The 22,106-nt window shown below is 42.0% G+C and carries 17 protein-coding genes and 3 pseudogenes; 3 read left to right on the forward strand and 17 right to left on the reverse strand.

Translation table 11 applies throughout. From position 1 onward, the window contains the following. Positions 1-4 precede the first annotated feature (4 nt). The 15 genes from purK to ACVRZH_RS03305 all read right to left on the reverse strand — a co-directional run bounded on the left by purK (position 5) and on the right by ACVRZH_RS03305 (position 17,148). Positions 5-1,072, reverse strand: coding sequence for a 5-(carboxyamino)imidazole ribonucleotide synthase (gene purK, locus ACVRZH_RS03235; RefSeq protein ID WP_447453889.1), 1,068 nt, complete (start codon positions 1,070-1,072; stop codon positions 5-7). Continuing rightward, on the reverse strand, positions 1,059-1,550 hold the full coding sequence (gene purE, locus ACVRZH_RS03240; RefSeq protein ID WP_447453890.1) for a 5-(carboxyamino)imidazole ribonucleotide mutase: 492 nt from the start codon (positions 1,548-1,550) through the stop codon (positions 1,059-1,061). The genes purK and purE overlap by 14 nt, the downstream gene beginning before the upstream one ends. Next, positions 1,547-2,803 carry a phosphoribosylamine--glycine ligase gene (gene purD / locus ACVRZH_RS03245; protein ID WP_447453891.1) on the reverse strand — a complete coding sequence of 419 codons (1,257 nt, stop codon included), beginning with the start codon at positions 2,801-2,803 and terminating at the stop codon, positions 1,547-1,549. The genes purE and purD overlap by 4 nt, the downstream gene beginning before the upstream one ends. Positions 2,804-2,930: 127 nt before the next feature. Continuing rightward, positions 2,931-4,475 (reverse strand): bifunctional phosphoribosylaminoimidazolecarboxamide formyltransferase/IMP cyclohydrolase, encoded by a 1,545-nt coding sequence (gene purH, locus ACVRZH_RS03250; RefSeq protein WP_447453892.1) that lies wholly within the window; start codon positions 4,473-4,475, stop codon positions 2,931-2,933. 1 nt (position 4,476) lies between these two features. Beyond that, complete coding sequence (locus ACVRZH_RS03255; protein WP_447453893.1) at positions 4,477-4,932, reverse strand: GNAT family N-acetyltransferase; 456 nt, start codon at positions 4,930-4,932, stop codon at positions 4,477-4,479. Continuing rightward, on the reverse strand, positions 4,929-5,468 hold the full coding sequence (gene purN / locus ACVRZH_RS03260; RefSeq protein ID WP_447453894.1) for a phosphoribosylglycinamide formyltransferase: 540 nt from the start codon (positions 5,466-5,468) through the stop codon (positions 4,929-4,931). Before purN ends, ACVRZH_RS03255 begins: the two co-directional genes overlap by 4 nt. Then, positions 5,465-6,484: a phosphoribosylformylglycinamidine cyclo-ligase gene (gene purM, locus ACVRZH_RS03265; protein WP_447453895.1), complete on the reverse strand. Its 1,020-nt coding sequence runs from the start codon at positions 6,482-6,484 to the stop codon at positions 5,465-5,467. Before purM ends, purN begins: the two co-directional genes overlap by 4 nt. A gap of 41 nt (positions 6,485-6,525) precedes the next feature. Continuing rightward, entirely contained in the window at positions 6,526-7,983 is a 1,458-nt protein-coding gene (gene purF / locus ACVRZH_RS03270) for an amidophosphoribosyltransferase (protein ID WP_447453896.1), read from the reverse strand. A gap of 69 nt (positions 7,984-8,052) precedes the next feature. After that, entirely contained in the window at positions 8,053-11,775 is a 3,723-nt protein-coding gene (locus tag ACVRZH_RS03275; protein ID WP_447453897.1) for a phosphoribosylformylglycinamidine synthase, read from the reverse strand. A gap of 3 nt (positions 11,776-11,778) precedes the next feature. Next, on the reverse strand, positions 11,779-12,492 hold the full coding sequence (purC, locus tag ACVRZH_RS03280) for a phosphoribosylaminoimidazolesuccinocarboxamide synthase (RefSeq protein WP_447453898.1): 714 nt from the start codon (positions 12,490-12,492) through the stop codon (positions 11,779-11,781). A gap of 121 nt (positions 12,493-12,613) precedes the next feature. Next, positions 12,614-13,606, reverse strand: a complete 993-nt coding sequence (gene plsX / locus ACVRZH_RS03285) for a phosphate acyltransferase PlsX (protein WP_447453899.1) — start codon at positions 13,604-13,606, stop codon at positions 12,614-12,616. Positions 13,607-13,633: 27 nt separating this feature from the next. Continuing rightward, positions 13,634-14,392 (reverse strand): DNA repair protein RecO, encoded by a 759-nt coding sequence (gene recO / locus ACVRZH_RS03290; RefSeq protein ID WP_447453900.1) that lies wholly within the window; start codon positions 14,390-14,392, stop codon positions 13,634-13,636. After that, positions 14,379-15,557 (reverse strand): pyridoxal phosphate-dependent aminotransferase, encoded by a 1,179-nt coding sequence (locus ACVRZH_RS03295; RefSeq protein WP_447453901.1) that lies wholly within the window; start codon positions 15,555-15,557, stop codon positions 14,379-14,381. The genes recO and ACVRZH_RS03295 overlap by 14 nt, the downstream gene beginning before the upstream one ends. A gap of 95 nt (positions 15,558-15,652) precedes the next feature. Beyond that, a complete protein-coding gene (locus ACVRZH_RS03300) occupies positions 15,653-16,129 on the reverse strand; it encodes a hypothetical protein (RefSeq protein ID WP_447453902.1) in 477 nt (158 codons plus the stop codon). A 53-nt stretch (positions 16,130-16,182) separates the two neighbouring features. After that, positions 16,183-17,148: a ribose-phosphate diphosphokinase gene (locus tag ACVRZH_RS03305; protein WP_447453903.1), complete on the reverse strand. Its 966-nt coding sequence runs from the start codon at positions 17,146-17,148 to the stop codon at positions 16,183-16,185. A gap of 244 nt (positions 17,149-17,392) precedes the next feature. Here ACVRZH_RS03305 and ACVRZH_RS03310 point away from each other — a divergent pair, with 244 nt between their 5' ends. Further along, positions 17,393-18,391: an excalibur calcium-binding domain-containing protein gene (locus ACVRZH_RS03310; protein WP_447453904.1), complete on the forward strand. Its 999-nt coding sequence runs from the start codon at positions 17,393-17,395 to the stop codon at positions 18,389-18,391. Between the two features lie 323 nt (positions 18,392-18,714). Beyond that, a pseudogene (locus tag ACVRZH_RS03315) lies at positions 18,715-19,154 on the forward strand (transposase); the annotation flags it as partial. 56 nt (positions 19,155-19,210) lie between these two features. Here the strand turns inward: ACVRZH_RS03315 and ACVRZH_RS03320 are convergent. Together ACVRZH_RS03320 and ACVRZH_RS03325 are read right to left on the reverse strand one after the other, a co-directional pair. Next, positions 19,211-20,605: a CHAP domain-containing protein gene (locus ACVRZH_RS03320; protein ID WP_447453905.1), complete on the reverse strand. Its 1,395-nt coding sequence runs from the start codon at positions 20,603-20,605 to the stop codon at positions 19,211-19,213. A 202-nt stretch (positions 20,606-20,807) separates the two neighbouring features. Further along, positions 20,808-21,403: pseudogene (locus ACVRZH_RS03325) on the reverse strand (transposase); the annotation flags it as partial. Positions 21,404-21,634: 231 nt separating this feature from the next. On the opposite strand from ACVRZH_RS03325, the pseudogene ACVRZH_RS03330 reads away from it, so the two are divergent. After that, positions 21,635-21,838: pseudogene (locus ACVRZH_RS03330) on the forward strand (IS982 family transposase); the annotation flags it as partial. Positions 21,839-22,106 lie beyond the last annotated feature (268 nt).

Consider the following 22,106-nt stretch of genomic DNA (forward strand, 5'->3'; position numbering starts at 1 on the left):
CCTCCTACAACCCAACCTCAACATCATCGGTCAACACCGTCACATGTCCCATTTTGCGATTATGCTTTGCTTCTAGTTTACCATAAAGGTGGAGGTGTGCGCTAGGGTTTTGGGTACAAAAGGTTTGAGCGTCCGCCAAGTCCTGCCCTAAAACGTTCAGCATCAGAGCTGGTTTGAGGAGTTCAATCGCTGGTAGAGGCTCACCGAGAATGCCTCTGATATGGGTGTCAAACTGCGAGAAGTTGCAAGCTTCAATGGAATAATGACCTGAATTGTGGGGACGTGGGGCGATTTCGTTGACCAAGAGATCGTCGCCTGCCACAAACATCTCCACGCAAAGCGTCCCTGCTAACTGTAACTGTTCAGCAATCGCACGCGCCATATCCTGAGCCTTCTTGGCTAGTTCATCGCTAATACGGGCTGGGACAATGGTTTTAGACAAAATATTGTTACGGTGCTCATTTTCTTGAACTGGAAAGACGGTGACGTCCTGACCATTGCCTGAAATCAGGACTGAAATTTCCTTATCAAAGCTGACAAAGGTTTCAAGGACACAGTCTGTCTTGTCTGCTAATTCACGAGCTTGTGGTAAGTCAGCCTCCGAGCGAATGACGATTTGCCCATGACCATCATAGCCACCAGTCGCGGTTTTGAGCACATAGGTTTTGCTCAAGTCAATGCCATCCAAATCAGCACTTGAGGTCACAACCTTGTAAGGAGCAACTGTCACTCCTGCCTTTTCTGTGAGAAAGGCTTTTTCTGCGATACGATTTTGCGAGATGCGAAGCAAGTCTGTCCCTTGTGGCAACTGGCCTTCTGTGACCACTTGGTCAAGAGCATCAGCATCGACATTTTCAAATTCGTAAGTCAAGACATCACAGGCTTCTGCTAACCTTCTCAAAGCTGTCACATCATCATAGTTTGCCACAATCTGATGACTCACACGGCTAGCTGGACAATTTGGTGACGGATCTAAAGTCATGACCTTATGCCCCATATAGATAGCCGATATAGCCATCATCTGACCCAGTTGACCGCCTCCAATAATCCCAATGGTTTTAGATAAGCTCATCTGTGGACGCCTCCGCAATCTCTCCTTGCTCCTTGGCAAAAGCCTCCAAACGCTCTGCCAGTGCCACATCTTCAATAGCTAGAATACGAAGAGCTGTCAAGGCTGCATTGGTAGCACCTGCTTCTCCTATCGCCATGGTTGCGACAGGGACACCACCTGGCATCTGGACAATGGAATACAGCGAATCCAGACCACTGAGAGCACGAGACTGGACAGGCACACCAATGACAGGTAGGCTTGTTTTAGCTGCCACCATACCTGGTAAATGAGCTGCACCGCCTGCACCAGCGATGATGATTTTAATCCCACGCGAACGAGCTTCCTCGGCATGCTTAAACATCAAGTCGGGCGTACGATGGGCAGAGACAACCTTCTTTTCATAACCAACACCAAACTGATCCAAAAGGTCAGCTGTTTTTTTCATGGTTGTCCAGTCCGACTTACTTCCCATAATAATTGAAATAACTGCTTGACTCATAGGGCTTTACTACCAATATCCTTTCTGTAAAAAAGACCATCTGTTGTTTGCTGCTCTAGTTGGGTATAAATAGTGGTTCTGGCTTCAGCAACCGTTTCCTTAGTGGTTACCAACATGTAAACACGACCGCCATTTGACACCAGAGCCTTATCCTCATTAAATGCCGCACCTGCATAGTAGGTCACAACGTCTCCTGATGTTTTCTCTGGCAGACGGACACCCTTGTCATAGGCTAAAGGATAGCCATCAGAAGCCACTACAACGCCTAGTGTCACACCTTTATCCACCCAGGTCATCTCTGGCTCACGACCCTCTAGGATAGCGCTAATGTTGTCAGCAAAATCAGAGGTCAATCGTGGTAAAATCACCTGTGTTTCTGGGTCACCAAAACGGGCATTGAACTCAATCACCTTAGGCCCTTCAGCTGTCACAATCAAACCAGCATAGATGACACCTAGATAGGGACGACCTTCGGCAATCATGCCCTGCAAAATAGGCTTGATAATGGTCTCAATAGCCTTATCCACCACATCCTGTGAGAGATGAGGGACAGGCGAGTATGCTCCCATACCACCTGTATTTGGCCCCTCATCATTATCAAAGGCTCGCTTGTGGTCCTGTGCAGTTGGCATGAGGTAAAACTTATCCCCATTGACAAAGGCAAATAGCGAAAATTCCTCACCTGCCAAGAAATCTTCGATGACCACACGTGTTCCAGAATCACCGAATTTGTTGTCCAGTAACATCTCACGACTGGCTTCGATAGCTTCTGCAACGGTCTCCGCAACCACAACTCCCTTGCCCAGTGCTAGACCGTCAGCCTTAACGACAATCGGTGCTCCCTTACTTTCGATATAAGCTTTTGCAGCCTCAAAATCGCTAAAGGTCTCAAAAGCAGCTGTCGGGACATGGTATTTGACCATCATCTGCTTGGCAAAATCCTTTGACCATTCTAATTCTGAAGCCAAGCGAGAAGGACCAAAAGCAGTCAAGCTTGCCGCCTGAAAATCATCGACTAAGCCGGCCGCTAGAGCATCGTCTGGCCCTACAAATGTCCAAGCAATCTCCTGTTCCTTCGCAAAAGCAATCAAGTCATCATGAGCTGTTATCTGTATAGGCACACATTGTATGCCATCTAATGTCATTCCATCATTGCCAGGGGCAACAAACACATCTGTGACTGCGTTTGACTCAAGCAATTTTTTGGCAATCGCGTGTTCACGACCTCCTGAGCCAACAACTAATAATTTCATAATCCAAACTCCCTAACACGATTTCTCTCTACCATTTCCAAACCATCTAGTGAAAAAGGAGGCAAGAAGAATCACCCTATACCAAAGGTCTGATTACCTGCTCTCCTCCTCCACTATAAGACCTCTCTTAATGTCTGAAATGTCTCACGCCAGTGAAAATCATGGTCAGACCATACTGATTTGCCATATCAATAGACTCTTGGTCTCTGACTGAGCCTCCAGGCTGGATAATGGCTTTTATACCTGATTTTGCGATTTCTTCCACATTATCTGCAAATGGGAAGAAGGCATCACTCGCCAAGACTGCTCCGTCTAAACGGTCCTTGGCTTGCTCAATCGCAATGCGGACTGCTCCGACACGATTGGTCTGACCTGGCCCAACGCCCAAGGTCATCTTATCATTTGTAATAATGATACCATTTGACTTGACATATTTACAAGCCTTCCAAGCAAAAGCTAAGGCAACTTGCTCCTGTTCTGTCGGTTGACGGTCGGTCACCACTGTCCAATTCTCTGGATTTTCGGCAATCACATCTTGGTCTTGGACCAAAAGGCCACCGACCACACCTGTGTATTCTTTTTCAACTTGCGATTGGTCTTGAGCATCAAAAGCCAAGGCTAAAACACGCAAGTTTTTCTTTTGTTTCAAGATATCCAGAGCCTCCTCTGAATAGCTCGGTGCAATGATGATTTCAAGGAAAATCTCTGACATTTTTTGAGCTGTTGGAGCATCGACTTCTCTGTTAAGGACGACAATTCCACCAAAAATCGATACTGGGTCAGCTTCATAAGCATTGTCCCAAGCTTCCTCAATCCTTGTCGCCTGACCGATACCACAAGGGTTCATGTGTTTGAGGGCAACAACTGTTGGTTGGTCTTTAAAATCACGAATGATGCGAATAGCCGCATCAGCATCACGGATATTATTGAACGACAATTCCTTACCATTGAGTTGTTTGGCTGAGGCAATTGAGTAGTCTGTTGGTAGGGCTGATTGGTAGAAATCAGCTTCCTGTTGAGGATTTTCCCCATAACGCATCGGTTGTTTTAAGTCATAGGTCAGGGTGAGTTTTTCTGGTTTTTCATCACCCACTGCCTTGGTAAAATAGTCAGCAATCAAGGCATCATAAGCAGCTGTGTGACGGAACACCTTAGCTGCCAAGCGTTGACGTGTCACATAAGTTGTTTCACCTGTCTGCGATAGTTCAGAGAGAACTATTTGATAATCAGTCGGGTCAACAACCACCGTCACACTCGCATGGTTTTTCGCTGCCGAACGAAGCATAGACGGCCCACCAATATCAATGTTTTCAACCGCCAAATCATAGGTCACATCCGGACGTAAAATGGTCTCTTTGAATGGATAAAGGTTGACAACCACCAAATCTATCAAGCTAATCTCATGATGTTCAGCCGCTGTCAAATGGCTATCCAAATCACGACGTGCCAACAAGCCACCATGAATCTTCGGATGAAGGGTCTTAACACGACCGTCCATCATTTCTGGAAAACCTGTCACATCATCAATCGCAATGGTTTCTACACCCGCATTGTCAAGGGTAGTCTTTGTTCCACCTGTTGAGACAATCTCCCAACCCAAGTCTCGCAATGTTTGGGCAAAGGCAATAATGCCCGTCTTATCTGACACACTAATCAAAGCACGTTTGGTCATGTTATTCTCCGTTTTTTCTCCTTAAATCAAGCACTGTCCATTGCTCTTTTTCATCTTCACCTATCTTGACAAACCCTAGACGAGTTAGTAGGTGAGCCATTTTGGCATTTTCAGTGACATAGTCTGCACGTAAGCGATGATAATTTAACGTTCTGGCTTGTTGAATCAGATGCTCAAGTGTCCGACGACCGTAGCCCCTACCTTGATAAGCCTCATCAATCATCAATCGCCAAATCATATAGGTACTGTCGTCATCATCAACATCTATCAAGACAAAGCCCACCAAGCTGTCCTCTGCATAGATGGCATAAGGAAAAACATCTCCATTATCACGATATAGCCAACATTCTGCTAAGGATTGCACGTTTGACGCTACAAATGTTCGTTCCTCATCAGCTACTTTCAAGCCTATCACTTGATAAAAATTATCTTCTGTAATCATTTCAAGCCTTATCATATCAACTCCCTAATCACCTCTGGATACAAGCGATACTCCGCTTCGTGAATCCGTGCTTCAAAGTCTGCCCTAGTATCTGTAGCCAATCTTGGCACGCGAACCTGTTTGATAATTTTCCCTGTATCAACACCGCTATCAATCCAATGAACAGTCACACCACTCTCTGAAACACCTGCCTCCCAAGCGTCCTCAATGCCATGGGCTCCTGGAAATTCAGGAAGATAGGCTGGATGAATGTTAATCATCCGACCTTCATAGCGAGCTAATAGGGTAGGTCCGATAATTTTCATGTAACCTGCCAAAACCACCAAGTCAATCTCATGTTGGTCAAGCAAGGCTAAAAGGGCTTCTTCATAGGCGACCTTGCTCTCAAACTCCTGTAATTCAAAGCTAAACGACGGCACCGATAACTGCTTGGCACGCTCTAGCACATAGGCATCTCTATGGTCTGAAAAAAGAAAGCTCACTGGAAATTGCTCTGCAATCACCTGAAAATTCGTACCGCCACCAGAGGCAAAGACTGCTATTTTCTTCATTTGATAACCACACCTAGGTCTGTCTTAGGAACAACCCGTCCGATCTCATAGACTTCTTCGTTTAACAAGCCTTTAACAGCTTTAAGATGTTCTGGACTGACCGCCAAAACGAGACCGATGCCCATGTTGAAAATCTCAAACATTTCCTCATGTTTAATCCGGCCATAGCTTTCTAAAGCCTTGAAAATTGGTAACACTGGAATCGCCTCTTCGTCTATTTCAGCAGCCAAATGGTCTGTAAACATACGAGGAATATTTTCAATAAAGCCACCACCTGTAATATGGGCAATCCCATTAACTAAGCCTTTTTTAACCAATGGTAAAACGGCGTTAACATAGATACGAGTGGGTTCTAACAGAACCTCTTTCAAGGTTTTGCCCTCAAGTTCGGGAAGGTATTCATCACCAGAATAGTCAGCAAAGACACGACGTACCAGAGAATAACCATTAGAATGAATACCACTTGAAGCAAGACCAAGTAGGATGTCGCCCTCAGAGACCTTGCTTCCATCTATCAACTGAGATTTTTCAGCGATACCAACTGCAAAACCTGCCAAATCATAATCATCATCACCGTACATCCCAGGCATTTCAGCTGTCTCACCACCAATGAGAGCAGCACCAGCTTGAACGCAACCCTCAGCGACACCTGCTACAACCTGCTCCAGTTTTTCTGGAGTATTCTTACCCGTCGCGATATAGTCTAGGAAGTAAAGTGGCTCGGCACCCGCTGCGATAATATCATTGACACACATGGCCACACAATCTTGACCAATGGTATCGTGTTTGTCGTACTTAATAGCCAACATCAATTTTGTGCCGACACCATCTGTTCCTGAGACCAATACAGGCTCTTTGACATCCAACTGCGATAGGTCAAACATGCCACCAAAGCCACCTAGTGCCCCTAAAACACCTAAGCGTTCTGTTCGTTTGACATGCTTTTTAATCCGTTCGACGACTTCGTATCCCGCTTCAACATCCACACCTGATTGGGCATAGGCATTTTTTGACATTTGTTTTCCCTCTCTTTTCTTCACTCAACTAGCACATCATGCTACTTCTTGACATTTTGAATATAAAAACTGGTCTTTTCTTGCAAACTACGGAGGTATTCTTCTTCGTAATCGTATAGTGGGGTTGGAAACTCACCATCAAAGTAAGCGACACAGAGCCCACCTTTTGGTGCATCTGTCTCTATACCAATAGAGTCTATCAACCCCTCCAACGAGAGATAGGTCAAGCTGTCTGCACCGATAATCTCACAGACCTCCTCAGCAGTATGATTAGCTGAAATCAACTCACGACGGGTTTGAATATCAATTCCATAAAAACAAGGGTATTTCAACTCTGGACTCCCAATAGCGACGTGAACTTCTGTGGCTCCTGCATCACGCAAGAGCTGAACGATACGACGGCTAGTTGTCCCTCTCACGATAGAATCATCAACCATGATCACCCGCTTGCCTTTGACAACACTAGATACAGCTGACAGTTTCATTCGAACGCCTTGTTCACGGAGTTCTTGAGTTGGTTGGATAAAGGTTCTTTGAACATACTGGTTTTTAATCAAGCCCATTTCATAAGGCAGACCTGATTCTTCCGCGTAGCCTGAGGCTGTCGATAAGGATGAATTAGGCACGCCCACCACAATATCAGCATCTATCTTAGCCTCACGCGCCAAACATCGTCCCATTTCCTTACGGGCTGTATGGACATTGACACCGTGAATCACACTGTCAGGACGGGCAAAATAAACATACTCCATTGAGCAAATAGCTAACTGAGTATCCTCTGTGTAGGTATCGTAATGCACACCCTCATCATCAATGGTCACAAGTTCACCAGGTTGTAAATCCCTCACCCATTCTGCTCCGATAACCTCAAAGGCACAGGTCTCACTGGAAACCACCCAAGCTCCATTTTTCATCTTGCCAATCGACAGTGGGCGAAAACCATTCGGGTCAAGAGCTGCCACTAGCTTATCTTCTAACATCATGAGGTAAGCAAAGCCTCCTTTGACTGTGTTTAACGCCTCCTTGATTTTAGACATGGTATCTGGTGCCTGACTACGACGAATGAGATGCATGAGGATTTCGGTGTCTGATGTGCTTGAAAAAATCGCTCCAGCTTGTTCTAATTCATACTTCAAACTCACAGCGTTTGTCAAGTTGCCATTGTGGGCTAAGCCAACTTGCATATCGGAAAACTCAAATAAGAAAGGTTGGATATTGTGGATAGAGGCACTGCCAGAAGTCGCATAGCGTACATGGCCGATAGCCGCTGTTCCTGTTAGCTGCTCTAAATCAGCAGGATTTTTAAAGACCTCAGCAATCAAGCCTGTGTCTCTAAATCGCTTGAGCTGCCCCTTGTCATTGGATAAAATACCGGCACCTTCTTGCCCACGGTGTTGCAAGCTGTGGAGACCAAAATACGTCACTTGTGATGCTTGAGGATGCCCCCAAATGCCAAAGACACCACACTCTTCATTAAGAGATTTTACTTCATATACCATGATTGTTCCTTTTTAAAACGTTGTTCAACATCACTCCACGTCGCACAATACAGACTAGAAAAGTGATGATTAGTCTTGTCTAAAGTATCTCACTGCACTGGCAAACAAAAACTGGTCTTTCTGCCCTGGGACATTTTTAAACAAGCCTGTCTCATAGCGCTCTGAGTGTCCCATCTTACCAATGATTTGCCCATTTGGGCTGGTAATACCTTCAATAGCATGACTAGAGCCATTTGGATTGTAACGTGAATCCATACTTGGTTTGCCTTCAAAATCAACATATTGGCTAAAGATTTGCCCGTTATCACGAAGGATTGTAAATTCTTCATCGCTCACAACAAATTTACCCTCACCGTGTGATACTGGAATGGTGTGAATATCACCAACATTGACACCAGCCAACCATGGTGAGTTGACATTAGCAATGCGTGTCTCAACCATCTTGGCAACGTGTTGATTGGCATCATTGTAGAAGAGGGTTGGACTCGTTTCAGTCGCTTCTTCAAAGTTCCCGTAAGGCAACAAACCAGATTTGACAAGGGCTTGGAAACCATTACAAATCCCAATGATAAGACCACCTTTGTCAACAAAGGCATCAATCGCTGCACGCACCTTGTCATTCAACAAAATGTTGACGATAAACTTGGCTGAACCATCAGGCTCGTCCGCCGCTGAAAAGCCACCCGCGAAGAAAATAATATTGGCTTTAGCAATAGTTGCCACCATCTCATCAATCGATTGGGCAATCACATCTTGAGTCAAAGTCCTAAATGGTAGCATAACAACCTCTGCCCCAGCTTGCTCAAAGGCTTTAGCCGAATCGTATTCAGAGTTTGTTCCTGGGAATACTGGGATATAGACCAGAGGTTTATCTACTTGTTCCTTGGCTACCAAAGCAGGATTTGTCACCACTTCTGGCACTTCTAAAAGATGATTAGATTGGGCAAAGACCGTTGGGTAAATAGCTTCCAATGTTCCTTCAAAGGCTGATAGTATCCTATCTCCTGATAAACCTTGTCCATTAACCACTAAGTCGAAGTCATCTGTCGTACGACCAAGGTTGACAAGTCCTGAAATCTCCTCTGGACTAGTAAAGATAAAACCTGCCAGTTGCCCTTTTAGAGCAGTAGCTAATTGGTCTACTTGAACAGTCGCACCGATACGATTACCAACCATCATCAAGCTAAGACTTTCTAAAAGACCTCCATACCTAATTGATGCCGTAGCAGTCACAGTATGACGTTGTTGAATGCTTGATAAGAGCTCCAGATTAGCACGTACCTTATCAAAAGAGATATCTTTACCAAACTCAATACCTTCAATGTAGTAGATATATTCTCCTGCCGACTTAAACTCTGGTGACAAGATACGGTCAACATGACCTGTTGTTACTCCAAAGGCAACTAAGGTTGGTGGTACAGTCAACTCCTCAAAGGTACCAGACATGGAGTCCTTGCCGCCAATAGATGGCAAACCAAGTTGCACCTGCGCCTCAATAGAACCGAGTAAGGCAGCTACTGGCTGACCGAAACGCTCTGCCTGTTTATCCATTCGTTCAAAATATTCTTGATAAGAAAAGCGAGCCGATTGCCAATTTGCGCCTGTCGCTGCAAGACGACTTGTCGCCTCTATGACTGCATACGCTGCACCGTGATAAGGTGACCAAGAAGCAAGATGAGGGTTGTAACCTTGAGCTATCGCAGATACTGTTGTCGTCACCCCATGTTGAACAGGTAATTTCTGGACGGATGCTTCCGTTGGTGTCAGCTGATAACGGCCACCAAGAGGATGGTTTACTGTTGAACATCCAACCGAACTATCAAAAAGCGTTTGTAACCCTTTTTGGCTCGTGTGGTTTAAATCAGATAATAAAGCCAATAAGTCCTGTTCCAGAGTTTCATCAGATGTGCTTATCTGATAAGGTAAACATTCTGCACTATCAACGACCTTGGCAGCTACTTCGACACGAACACCATTAGTATTCAAAAATGCACGCTCTAAATCAACAATCACCTGACCGTTCCATGTCATCACAAGATGTGGTTTGTCAGTCACCTTCGCCACTACAACAGCATGAATATTCTCCTTAGCCGCTGCTACAATAAAGGCATCAACATCTTTTGGTGCGACAACCACTGCCATACGTTCTTGACTTTCTGAAATGGCAATCTCTGTCCCATTCAACCCAGCATATTTCAACGGAACCTTATTCAAATCAATTTCCAAGCCATCTGCCAATTCACCGATGGCAACACAGACACCACCTGCTCCAAAGTCGTTGGATTTCTTAATCACTTGGGTCACTTCAGATTGGCGGAACAGGCGCTGAATTTTACGTTCTTCAATGGCATTGCCTTTTTGGACTTCAGCACCAGCCGTTTCAACAGAGGTCACTGTCTGCACTTTTGAAGACCCTGTTGCTCCACCAATACCATCACGACCTGTTTTTCCACCTAAAAGGATGACGCAATCGCCAGCTTCTGGCTTCAAACGCTTAACATTTACCTTTGGAGTTGCCCCTACAACAGCACCTAATTCCATACGTTTAGCAACAAATCCTGGATGGAAATACTCACGGACATAGGTTGTTGCTAGACCAATCTGATTGCCATATGATGAATAGCCATGAGCTGCTGTTTTAGAAATCACCTGCTGTGGCAATTTGCCCTGACGAGTCTCTGAAATCGGTTGGGTAATGTCTCCAGCACCTGAAATCCGCATCGCTTGGTACACATAAGAACGACCTGACAAGGGGTCACGAATGGCACCACCGATACACGTCGCAGCACCACCAAAAGGCTCAATTTCGGTCGGATGGTTATGGGTTTCGTTTTTAAACATCAATAGCCAAGGCTCTTTGACACCATCAACGTCCACATCAATCTCAACCGAACAAGCATTGATTTCATCAGACACTTCCATATCATCCAAGCGACCATTGGCACGCTCATAACGCCCAAAAATCGTTGCCATATCCATCAAGGTCTGTGGTTTGTCCATACGACCTAATGCAGCACGCATAGCAATGTATTTATCATAAGTCGCTTGCAACTGCTCCTCAAAAGCAGACGCTGAAAAATCAATATGTGTTAAGGCTGTTTCAAAAGTCGTATGTCGGCAATGGTCAGACCAGTAAGTGTCCAACACCTTCAATTCTGTTTCTGTTGGCACGCGCCCGATAGACTTGAAATGCTCTTGAATAAAGAGTAAGTCAGCCACTTCCATCGCCAAACCCTCTTGAGCCTTGTAAGCTGCAAAGTCATCTGCCTTGTAATGTTCAAAAACCGTTAAATGAGGAATATCTGAACGAGCTGACAAGAAATCTTCTAAGACAAGCTCTTTGCTCATATCCTTAAATCGTGAATCCACAGGATTGAGTAAGAAAGCCTTAATCGCTTCAAATTCAGCCTGTTCAATATCAGCATTGACCACATAAAGCTGAGCTGATTTGACCACTACATCATCTAAGGCTCCGAGCAAGAAAAGCCCCTCTTGAGCACTGGCTGCGCGTTGGTCAAATTGACCAGGTAAGGATTCAATAGCAAAATGCGGATTGACTAATAAGTTAGCCACATCCCCATCACTTAAGACCGTATCCGTCACTGCTTCAGAAAACAAGTGTCTCTCAGCCTTCTCAAACAAGTGCTCACTCAAACCAAACACATCATATACTTGAACCAGACGAACCTGCTTTAAACTCTTTAACTGTAACTGATACTGTAAACGATGTACCAAATCCACAGACTTGATTTGAAAATCAGATATCTTTTCAACAAAAATACGCTTGTTCATAGTTTATCCTTTTAACCCTTGCAACTTTTCCAATACTATCGTATAAACATCTGTCAAAGACCCTAGATTACGACGAAAAACATCTTTATCCATGTGATTGCCATCTGCATCCCAAAGACGACTTGTATCAGGAGACACCTCATCTGCCAAGATAATTCGACCATCCTTATCACGACCAAACTCTAACTTATAATCAATCAGAGTAAGCCCAATTCGCGCAAATAAATCTGTCAAAACCTCGTTAATCCGACGTGTTTGCTCTTTCAAAACAGCCACTTCTTCCTCAGTCGCAATGCCTAGAAAGGCAATATGTTCATCATTGATGAAAGGATCGTCCAACTCATCATTTTTATAGTAAAACTCAACCAAAGGCGTCTCTAACTTCACACCTTCTGCCACACCAAAACGCTTCGAAAAAGACCCTGCTGTATAATTTCGCAAGACTACCTCCAAGGGAATGATATCTACCTTATGATTCAGCTGCTCAGTTTCTGACACTTTTTTGATGAAATGCGTCTCGATACCTGACCTATTCAAATGTTCAAAAATCAAGGATGAAATCTGATTATTCAAACGCCCCTTACCTGTAATTTCTTCTTTACGGCCGCCATTTAACATTGTGGCTTGATCCTTATAATGAGCTAAGATCACATCTGTATCATTAGTAGCAAAAATATCTTTCGCTTTCCCCGAATAAATTAGGTTTCTGGATGTCATTTTATTCGCCTTTCGTTTTTGTTTAACCTTATTCTAGCATACAGATTATCTCTTTTCAACAAAAAACAGAACATACGCAAACATTATTAAAAAACCGTTCGTTATTCACGAACGGCATCTCTTATTCTTCTGAAAAAACCTGTACAGATTCTGCCACAACTTGACTATCAAGCATTTGGCGAATTTGTTTGATGGTATGGTAAATAGCACCAGCATCGCTAGAGCCATGACTTTTCACTACAGGAGCTTTCAATCCAAGTAAGACAGCACCTCCTGCAGAACTGTAATCAAGGCGAGATTTGAGTTGAGAAAGACTATCCTTTAAGAATAGGGCACCAATTTTAGCCTTCCAACCTCCTGTCTTGATGGCTGTTTTGAGTTGAGACATGATAGAAATAGCTGTTCCCTCAACCGATTTCAAAACGGCATTACCAGTGAAACCATCTGTCACAACCACATCAGCCACACCATTTAGTAACTCACGGGCTTCAACATTGCCAATAAAGTTAAGGCTAGTATCTTCTGACAAGAGAGCAAAAACCTCTTTGCGAAGCGTATCACCTTTACTGCTTTCCGTGCCATTATTTAACAAAGCCACACGGGGCTGCTTAATGCCACGCACCTTTTGAGCATAGAACGAACCCATAACCGCATACTGATACAAATGCTTGGCTGTATTTTCAGCATTAGCACCCAAGTCCATCATATCAAATCCCTGACCGTCTGTTGTTGGCAAGGTTGACATCAAACCAGGTCTATCAATCCCCTTGATACGACCCACAACAAAAATACCTGCTGCCAGAAGGGCACCTGTATTGCCAGCAGATAGAACGGCATGTGCCTCTCCATTTTTGACTGCTCTAGCTGCCAATACCATACTAGCCTCTTTTTTTCGACGAATCGCTTTAGCAGGCTCATCATCTGAATCAATCTTTTCTGTCGTGTGAACAATGGACACCCTATCTGACGGTGTCAAATAAGGCTTGATTTTACTTTCATCCCCGTACAGCTGAATCTGAATATCTGAATAGTCAGCAACAGCTCTATTTACACCTTCTACAATTGCCTGAGGGGCATTATCCCCACCCATAGCATCTACTGCAATAATCTTCATTATTTAATCCTCATTTTATGAAATCCCTTATGATTTCATAATCTCTCCCCATTGACCCAAATCATCAATAAACTTCTTACTTTTCAAGCGAATACCGACATAATCCTCATAAATCATATCAATAAAGCGTCGCAACTTTTGCTTCATCTCAGAACTGAGCGCAATTCGACCCAAATCATCAAAGGACATCATCTGAAACTTAGCCATTAAATAAGGCACATTAGGATCAAGATTGCTCCTATACCGATCCTCAGTATAATGGTTAGGACACAATAGCCCAGAGTACCGATGTGAAAAATCAAAAGCTTGACCAACACGATGACAAATCACACATTCATGAAAATTTAGTGAAACACCAAAACGCTCCAAAATCTGCACCTCAAAAATAAAGGTCAGTACTTCATAATCAAGCCCATCTTCCATCAACTCTAAAGTCCTAACCAAAAAAGCAAAGAGTTGGGCATCATGAACTTGATCAGCCACTGCTGCATCTGCCAAGGCAACAAGATAGGTCGCATAAGACAGCAAAAATAAGTCACTATTGATGCGTTTAAAGAGGGTCACGTCATGATAATCATCAATATACGACAAACCAGCATCATTGATATTTAAGATAAAATCAGCCATTACCAAAGGTTGCACCACTGAGGTTAGTTTTGACTTGCTGATATGTTTCACGAAAAACATACGCTTACCAGCTAACTCCGTCATGATTTTAACCAATCGGTCATCTTCACGAAAAGGACGATTGTAAAGAACAATGCCCCTACTTTCAATCCTTTTCATACTGGCTCATAAAACGTTTCAAACGACTAATTGCTTCTTTGATGGTCTCCATACTAGCCGCATAAGAAATCCGGAGATAACCTTCACCATATTGACCAAACGCCACTCCTGGGATAAAGGCAACAGCTTCTTCCTCAGCTAATTTTTTCAAGAAAGCAAACGAATCTTGTCCTTCCTTAACAGGAATCTTAGCAAAAATATAGAAGGCACCATCAGGCTTGATAATCCCAAACCCTAACTGTCTTAGTTCGTCAACAATATAATCACGGCGTTTGATATACTCTTGAGCCATTGGTTTGGCATCATCTTTACCCACTGTTAAAGCTGCCAAGGCTGCATATTGAACACTTGTTGTCGCTGCGGTCACAAGGTACTGGTGACTCTTAATCAATTGAGCTGTCATAAAAGCAGGGGCAAAGATAAAGCCTACACGCCAGCCTGTCATGGCATGACTTTTCGATAACCCATTGATTACAATCGTCTGTCGAGGTAAAAACTCACCAATCGACACATGAGGTTCATCTGTGTAAGTGAGTTCCGAATACACCTCGTCACTCACCACAAAGACGTCATATTTCCGCAACACATCTGCCAAATCAGCAATCTGTTGGCGTGAATAAGTCACACCAGTAGGATTAGTCGGGTAGTTCAACAAGACTGCCTTAAGACTATCTCCTTGTTCCAAAATGGCTTTTTCAAGCATGTCTGGGGTCAAAATAAAATCATTATCCCGTGTATCAATCTCAACAATCTCAGCACCCACTAGATTGACAATTGGCTCGTAACCTGGATAAGCTGGCGCTGGTAACAATACTTTATCACCAGGCTCTAAGATTGCCGTCAAAGTGGCCGATAGGGCTTCTGTCGCACCAATTGTCACCAAGACCTCATTTTCAGCATTGTAATCAAGATTGTATTTGTCCCTTACAAAATCAGCAGCCGCCTGACGTAATGCTGGTAAACCTGCCATACCAGTATAGTGACTATGGTTTTCATCAATCGCCTGCTTAGCAGCCTCCTTGATATGGTCTGGCGTATTAAAATCAGGCTCTCCAAGAGTGAGTTTTAAGATACCAGGAATGTGCGAAATAGATTGGTCAAACTGACGAATCATTGACACTTCAATCTTACCTAAATTAGGGTTAAATCGTTTTTCTAAAGACATATAACCTCCATCTTTATAAGGCTAGTTTTAGCCACTAATCAATGACTATATTATACCCTAAAACACACAGAAACACTATCACCTAAAAAAGTAGATTAAAAATGCCCGAAATGATAAATATCTCCCCGTAATTCAGGAGGATTTTCAGCACAAGATAGTAAGTATTTATAACATTTCTCCAAGGACTTCTTAGGATGTTTATAATCATAAGACATCAGTAATCGTCTAAATTTGCAATCATAGTTGACAATAACAGCATGAGCAGTCTCTAAACGATGTTCCACCAAACTTTCAGCCATAAAAACAAATTCCGACATCATAACATCATCTGCCTCATCTTCTTTAAATTCTGGAAATAATTGTATTCTAATAAGATCATAACAAGCATTATCACTTTGAAACTCTTCCTCAGTTTGATAACTTCTAGGATACATGTGAGGAAAATCCTTCATCAACTCTGATGGTCTATAGACATTCTCAACCAAAGCGTATACCGTATGATTAGTTAAATGATGCCATATTTTAAGAATCAAATGGTCTTTCAAGACAACCTCTACTGATACTAAATACATAATAGCCTCCTTACACAAAAGACTGGCTAAACAGCCAGTCTAAACAATCATTACTATACATTATGCAACTCAAAAAGAGGTGATAATGGACGTTTTTCATGAATACGAATAATCGCTTCAGCAATCAAATCAGCAATCGAAATTTGCTCAATCTTCTCAATCAAGCGTTCCTCAGGCATATAAATCGTATCTAAAACAACAAGTTTCTCAATCGCTGATTTTTCAATATTATCCAATGCTGGGCCAGATAATACAGGATGTGTACAGCTTGCATAAACCGAAACTGCACCAGCTTCAGCCAAAGCATCTGCCGCATGGCAAATAGTACCCGCAGTATCAATCATATCATCAATAAGGATACATGTCTTGCCTGCAACATTACCAATAATATTCATAACCTCACTGGTATTCATCTTATCAACACTACGACGCTTATCGATAATAGCAATTGGAGTATGGAGGAATTGCGCTAATTTACGCGCACGAGTCACACCGCCATGGTCAGGACTAACAACCACATAATCACTACCAGTCATACCACGACGAACAAAGTAATCAGCAATCAACGGCGCTCCCATCAGATGATCAACTGGAATATCAAAGAAACCTTGGATTTGTGCAGCATGTAAATCAACTGTCAACAAGCGATCAACACCGGCAACTTCTAACATATTCGCTACCAACTTAGATGTAATTGGCTCACGCGAACGTGCCTTACGATCCTGACGAGCATAACCATAATATGGCATGACAACACTAATTGTTTCAGCACTGGCACGTTTCAAAGCATCTACCATAATCAAAATTTCCATCAAATGATCATTAACAGGCGAACTCGTTGATTGCAAAATGTAGACATGATGCCCACGAATTGACTCCTCAATATTCACTTGAATTTCCCCATCAGAAAATTGACGAACACTTGACTTCCCAAGACTAATCCCCATTGTATCAGCAACCTTTTTTGCCAATTCTTTGTTTGAAGATAAGGCAAACAGTTTTAAATTAGAGTATGACATGATTTCCTCCATCGTTTTAGTCACCTTATATTGTAAACCTTTTTAACCTTTTTTTCAATGATTTTTGTAAACTAGCAACTAGGTGACTTATAGATTATTTGACTCCCCCTTGCAGAAAATCATCTTTTTATCAATCAACATAGACTATTAATATAAATTTATTGAGCGTTATTGTCATTGTTTGTGTAAACGTTATTCTTTTGATATAATATTATTAAAAATAATTATTATAAGGAGCTCAATCATGAAAAAAGCCAAATATCTATTGCTATCTACCTTAATCTTCTCTTCACTATCAGTTACTCAAATCACATCAGCTAACAATACCGAAGAAATCAAATTCAATAGTTGCTCTGAGGCTTGGGCTGCAGGCTATGCTAATATCAAACGTGGAGAAGTCGGATATAGACCTAAATTGGACTTCGATAAAAATGATATAGCATGTGAATTAAAGTATGACAAAAAAGGGAAATATAAACGTGAAGGTCAACCATTAGATAAAATAAAGGCAACACAGCCTGAAGTAGAAACAACAACGCCTGAAAAGACTAATGAAAATGATACCAAACCTGAAGCAGAAACAACTATTGAAAATAATACTAAACCTGAAGCAGAAACAACTACTGAAAATGATACTAAACCTGAAGCAGAAACAACTACTGAAAATGATACTAAACCTGAAGCAGAAACAACTACTGAAAATAATACTAAACCTGACTTGATTGGAAGTGGCGAAACATCTACATTAGAAAATAACCCACAACCAAAAGAAACTGAACCTAAAACTGAAGAAACTAAACCAACGGAAGAAAGCTCAGTAAATAACCTTAATAACACTGAAACAAGTGAAAATAACGGTAAAACTGATGAACCCTCAAAAATAGAGGAAGTAAAAGAAGATAGCAATGACAAAACTCAAACAGGCAAAGATACACCTAAAATTGAGGAAAACAATAACAAACATAATGATACCAAAAAGCCTAATATTTCTGATAAAACAACTACACCAGAATTAAATATTAACCATGATAATAAAGAAAACTCTTCTTCAACCAAGACACAAATTCTAGGTGTAGAGCTAACCTCAAAACCAACTGAAAACACAACAATAAAAGAGGAAAATGACCATAATCAAAAAACAACAGCTACACTTAAACCAACTCCTAAAAAAATAACACCTAAAAAAGAAACTCATGAACCCCATACTAAAAAGGCTTTACCGAAAACCTCAGCTGTCAAATAAATAATATCATCACAATAAAAACAGCCCTATAATTTCTATAGTGGGTAACTCCACCATAGAGATTACAGGGCCTTTTAAGTATCAAAAAGCTCCATATGATCTATAATGAAAAGCATCCAGATCATCATTAGAAAGACTCATATGGAATAAAGAACTAGTCAGGGGAGTGACTAGTTCTTCCCGAGCCTAAAAATAAAAAAGCGAGGATTTTATCACAAACCCACTAGGAATAAAAGACCTAAATATCGCTATTGTGGAGAATATGGACACAGGTAGCCGCTAGGAAATCATCCCTAAGCTAGACTATCCTGTTATTATTAATCAGAAAATTGCAGGAATACAAGGCATTCAAACGCTTCTATCGCCCGACTTTTCGCATGCACTTGACGAATCAAGAAATCCTCACTAAGCTGCTCAGCTATTCCCAAGAACTTAGAGAACATTACGAACTCTATCAATTACTGCTCTTTCACTTCCAAGAAAAACAGACTGAGCATTTCTTTGACCTGATACACGAGGCACTGCCAAAGGTGAATCCTATCTTTCAGACGGTCTTTAGGACCTTTTTAAAAGACAAAGACATGATTATCAATGCCCTTGAGCTTCCCTATTCAAATGCCAAACTTGAGGCGACAAACAACCTCATCAAAGTCATTAAACGAAATGCCTTTGGATTCCGAAAGATGACAACTTTAAAAGAAGGATTTTGATTGCCTTGAACATCAAAAAGGAGAGAACCAATGTGATTCTCTCCAGATGTTAGCTTTTCATCTATCCACTACAGTTGACAAAGAGCCTTTATTCATAGAATACTTTATATTATGGGTAAATATAGTAAACTGATCCACCCCACATTGGACTTGTAGGATCAAACCAACCACGATAATTACCGATAGACATATTACCCGCATAATTAGATTCTAAAACTTGAATCTTATTATTGCCTTCAACAGCAGTCACATAAGCCACGTGACCCAAACTTCCAGCAGGCCAAACTGCTATCGCACCTGGAACAGGTACATTACCAATAGAATGCCCAGCAGCTTGCGCGTTGGCTCCCCATTGATTTGCATTACCCCAGTAATTACCAGCCCAAGGAGCTAACGATTTCACTCCCCAAGTACACTGACCAATAGGGTAAGTATTACCAGCTGTATTAACATTAGCTGTAGCTGATGCTGAAGTTACTGCAGTAGAAACAGGCGTAACTACAGGTTCAGGTTGTGCTGCAGGAGCAGTTGGTGTAACCACAGGTTCAGGTTGTGATATAGGAGCAGTTGGTGTTTCCGCAGGTCTAGATTGCGCAACAACCGCTGGCGTTACAGGTTTAGACTCTACAACAACTGATGCAGTTACTGGAGCCGATGGAGTAGTAGAAACAGGTGCAGTTTGAGTAGTAGATGCAACAGGACTAACAGTAGGTCTAGCTACCACTGACGACTTAGTAGATGCAATTGATGCTGCTTGGGCTTCTGCTTCTGCTTTTGCCTTTGCACGAGCTGCGGCCTCTGCCTCTGCTGCGGCACGAGCTACTGCCTCTGCTTCTGCTTTAGCATTTAATAACGATGCCTTTTCACCCTCTGCTGTTGCTAACTCAGCAGCTAAGTTTAATTCTGCAACTTCTAACGCAGCTTTTTGTGTTGTTAATTGAATAGCTGTATCTTGTAGAACAGCTTGGTTCTCCCAAACTGTATTGATAGCTTCTTGATTGGCTTTTTGTTTCTTCTCAATAGCCTCTTTGTCAGACTCTTGTTGTGCTAACATTTTTTCATTAGCTGACACTACTTCTCTAATAGCTACAACACGACTAATAGCATCTGAAACTGATTCTGAATTCACAATCGTGCTAATATAGCTTGTTGCAGTATTATTTTTTTGAGCACTGCGAGCTTGATTTTCCAAAGATGCTGTACGAGCAATAATCTTTTCAGCTAATGCTGAAATTTCTTGAGATAATACGGTAGACTCTTCTTGTAAACGTTCATTTTCAGCAGTAAGTTCAGCTTGTTGAGCCTCCAAAGCAGATACTTGAGCTTGAACAGAAGAAACCTGAGCTTTAGCAGCAGCTTGTTCCTTAGTTAAACTAGCAATAACAGAATCCTTAGCAGCAATTTTTGCATCAAAATCAGCTGCATTAACAAGTTGTGTAGCCTGTAATAATGGTCCTAATGTTACTCCACTTAATAAAATAGCAGATAATAATTTTTTCTTCATACGATAATACTTCTCCTCCATGATAAGACATCTACTATTTTACCAAAAAAAAACGAAAATATGTTACACCTATATTACAGTTTTGTTGTTATTTATCACTAATATAAAAATTGTCCCATAGCCAAAATCTAAACGAGCCTGAGACAAAACCCATCTCAGCCAGACAAAAAGTAGAAGAACTGATTTTGGAATCCTCTACTTTTTAGTTTTCCGTTATTCTTCTGTTGTATTTCTTGAGATTGTTAGCCATGAGAACCAGTCCCATGTCAATTTTTACCTTACGTCTGCCCCTTAGGTTACACCTGGTGTAGCCCAAACAAGCCTTTATCTGACCAAAGACTGGTTCCACATCCACCTTGCACTTGGCAAAAATGGCGCGACCTTGATTAGATAAAAGCGCTTGGCTTTCTTTCTGCTTGAGCTGTTGGTAACGCTCATTGATATAGAGTCCCTTTTGAGGTGCAGCCTCAGCTTCCTCAGCGAGATAAACCTTGATTTCTTGCTTAAACCCAGAAGCTGTCTTTCGGAATTGTGTATGACTAAAAGATTAGACAAAGCCATCTGGATGTTGGTAGACATCTGTTTCCTCGTCATAGGTCCAATTAACAGCTCGTTTCTGGAATGACCGCTTCTGTTCACGGTCAAATTGATTGTATTTGATGTAGTGGGACACACTAGCCTCATCTAGCTTGAGAAGATTTTCCTCACTGCCGTTCCTGCATCAGCCACGACTGTCTTGAGATTGTGAGGGTAAGTTTCTAGAAAAGGGAGTAGCGTCAAAGTATTTGTCGGATTAGCCTTTCTAATATTTTTTAGGCAATTATATTTTAGCAAGACTATCTCTATAAAGCAAAAAGCAACAGCATCAAATCCGTTGCTTTTTGTCTTGCATGGGTGGTTTTGTCTCAGGTTCTTTTAATTTCTATGTGCTATACTATACTTACCCGTGGTGCTAGTTGATGTCAAAGTATACTAAAAAGCCCAAAAGAGCTATACTGTAAGTGACAAAACAGACAGGAGGTAGTTCTCTTGAGCCACTTACAGTATACTGCAAAATCCCATCATTTACAATGGAGTATGGCACAATTAACTCAAATATGTTCTCAATGGTATCGTGATTATTGTCCCAAATCACTAAAACATCGTAAAAATGTTGGCTTATCTAAGGTTTCTGATGTGTCACTTCTTGTTTTATTGTTACTTCAAGCTGAGTTAGGAATAACCTCATCAAGGTTATTAAACGAAATGCCTTTGGAATCAGAAAGGTGACAACTTTAAAAGAAGGATTTTGAGGCTCTATAATTTCTGTAGTGGGTAACTCCACCATAGATCATATAGGGCCTTTTGAGTACCAAAAAAGCCCCATATGATCTATAATGAAAAGCATCCAATCCATCATTAAAAAGACTCATATGGAATAAAGAACTAGTCAGGGGAGTGACTAGTTCTTCCCGAGCCTAAAAATAAAAAAGCGAGGATTTTATCACAAACCTACTCGGAA

This window comes from Streptococcus fryi (assembly GCF_053206505.1).

Coding starts and splice junctions, on each gene's coding strand:
- purM (WP_447453895.1), bottom strand. CDS start 6,484: ATGTCAAAAAATGCCTATGCCCAATCAGGTGTGGATGTTGAAGCGGGA.
- ACVRZH_RS03255 (WP_447453893.1), bottom strand. CDS start 4,932: ATGATAAGGCTTGAAATGATTACAGAAGATAATTTTTATCAAGTGATA.
- purN (WP_447453894.1), bottom strand. CDS start 5,468: ATGAAGAAAATAGCAGTCTTTGCCTCTGGTGGCGGTACGAATTTTCAG.
- ACVRZH_RS03320 (WP_447453905.1), bottom strand. CDS start 20,605: ATGAAGAAAAAATTATTATCTGCTATTTTATTAAGTGGAGTAACATTA.
- ACVRZH_RS03275 (WP_447453897.1), bottom strand. CDS start 11,775: ATGAACAAGCGTATTTTTGTTGAAAAGATATCTGATTTTCAAATCAAG.
- purC (WP_447453898.1), bottom strand. CDS start 12,492: ATGACATCCAGAAACCTAATTTATTCGGGGAAAGCGAAAGATATTTTT.
- purH (WP_447453892.1), bottom strand. CDS start 4,475: ATGACCAAACGTGCTTTGATTAGTGTGTCAGATAAGACGGGCATTATT.
- ACVRZH_RS03295 (WP_447453901.1), bottom strand. CDS start 15,557: ATGTCTTTAGAAAAACGATTTAACCCTAATTTAGGTAAGATTGAAGTG.
- plsX (WP_447453899.1), bottom strand. CDS start 13,606: ATGAAGATTATTGCAGTAGATGCTATGGGTGGGGATAATGCCCCTCAG.
- ACVRZH_RS03310 (WP_447453904.1), top strand. CDS start 17,393: ATGAAAAAAGCCAAATATCTATTGCTATCTACCTTAATCTTCTCTTCA.
- purE (WP_447453890.1), bottom strand. CDS start 1,550: ATGAGTCAAGCAGTTATTTCAATTATTATGGGAAGTAAGTCGGACTGG.
- ACVRZH_RS03305 (WP_447453903.1), bottom strand. CDS start 17,148: ATGTCATACTCTAATTTAAAACTGTTTGCCTTATCTTCAAACAAAGAA.
- recO (WP_447453900.1), bottom strand. CDS start 14,392: ATGAAAAGGATTGAAAGTAGGGGCATTGTTCTTTACAATCGTCCTTTT.
- purK (WP_447453889.1), bottom strand. CDS start 1,072: ATGAGCTTATCTAAAACCATTGGGATTATTGGAGGCGGTCAACTGGGT.
- ACVRZH_RS03300 (WP_447453902.1), bottom strand. CDS start 16,129: ATGTATTTAGTATCAGTAGAGGTTGTCTTGAAAGACCATTTGATTCTT.
- purD (WP_447453891.1), bottom strand. CDS start 2,803: ATGAAATTATTAGTTGTTGGCTCAGGAGGTCGTGAACACGCGATTGCC.
- purF (WP_447453896.1), bottom strand. CDS start 7,983: ATGGTATATGAAGTAAAATCTCTTAATGAAGAGTGTGGTGTCTTTGGC.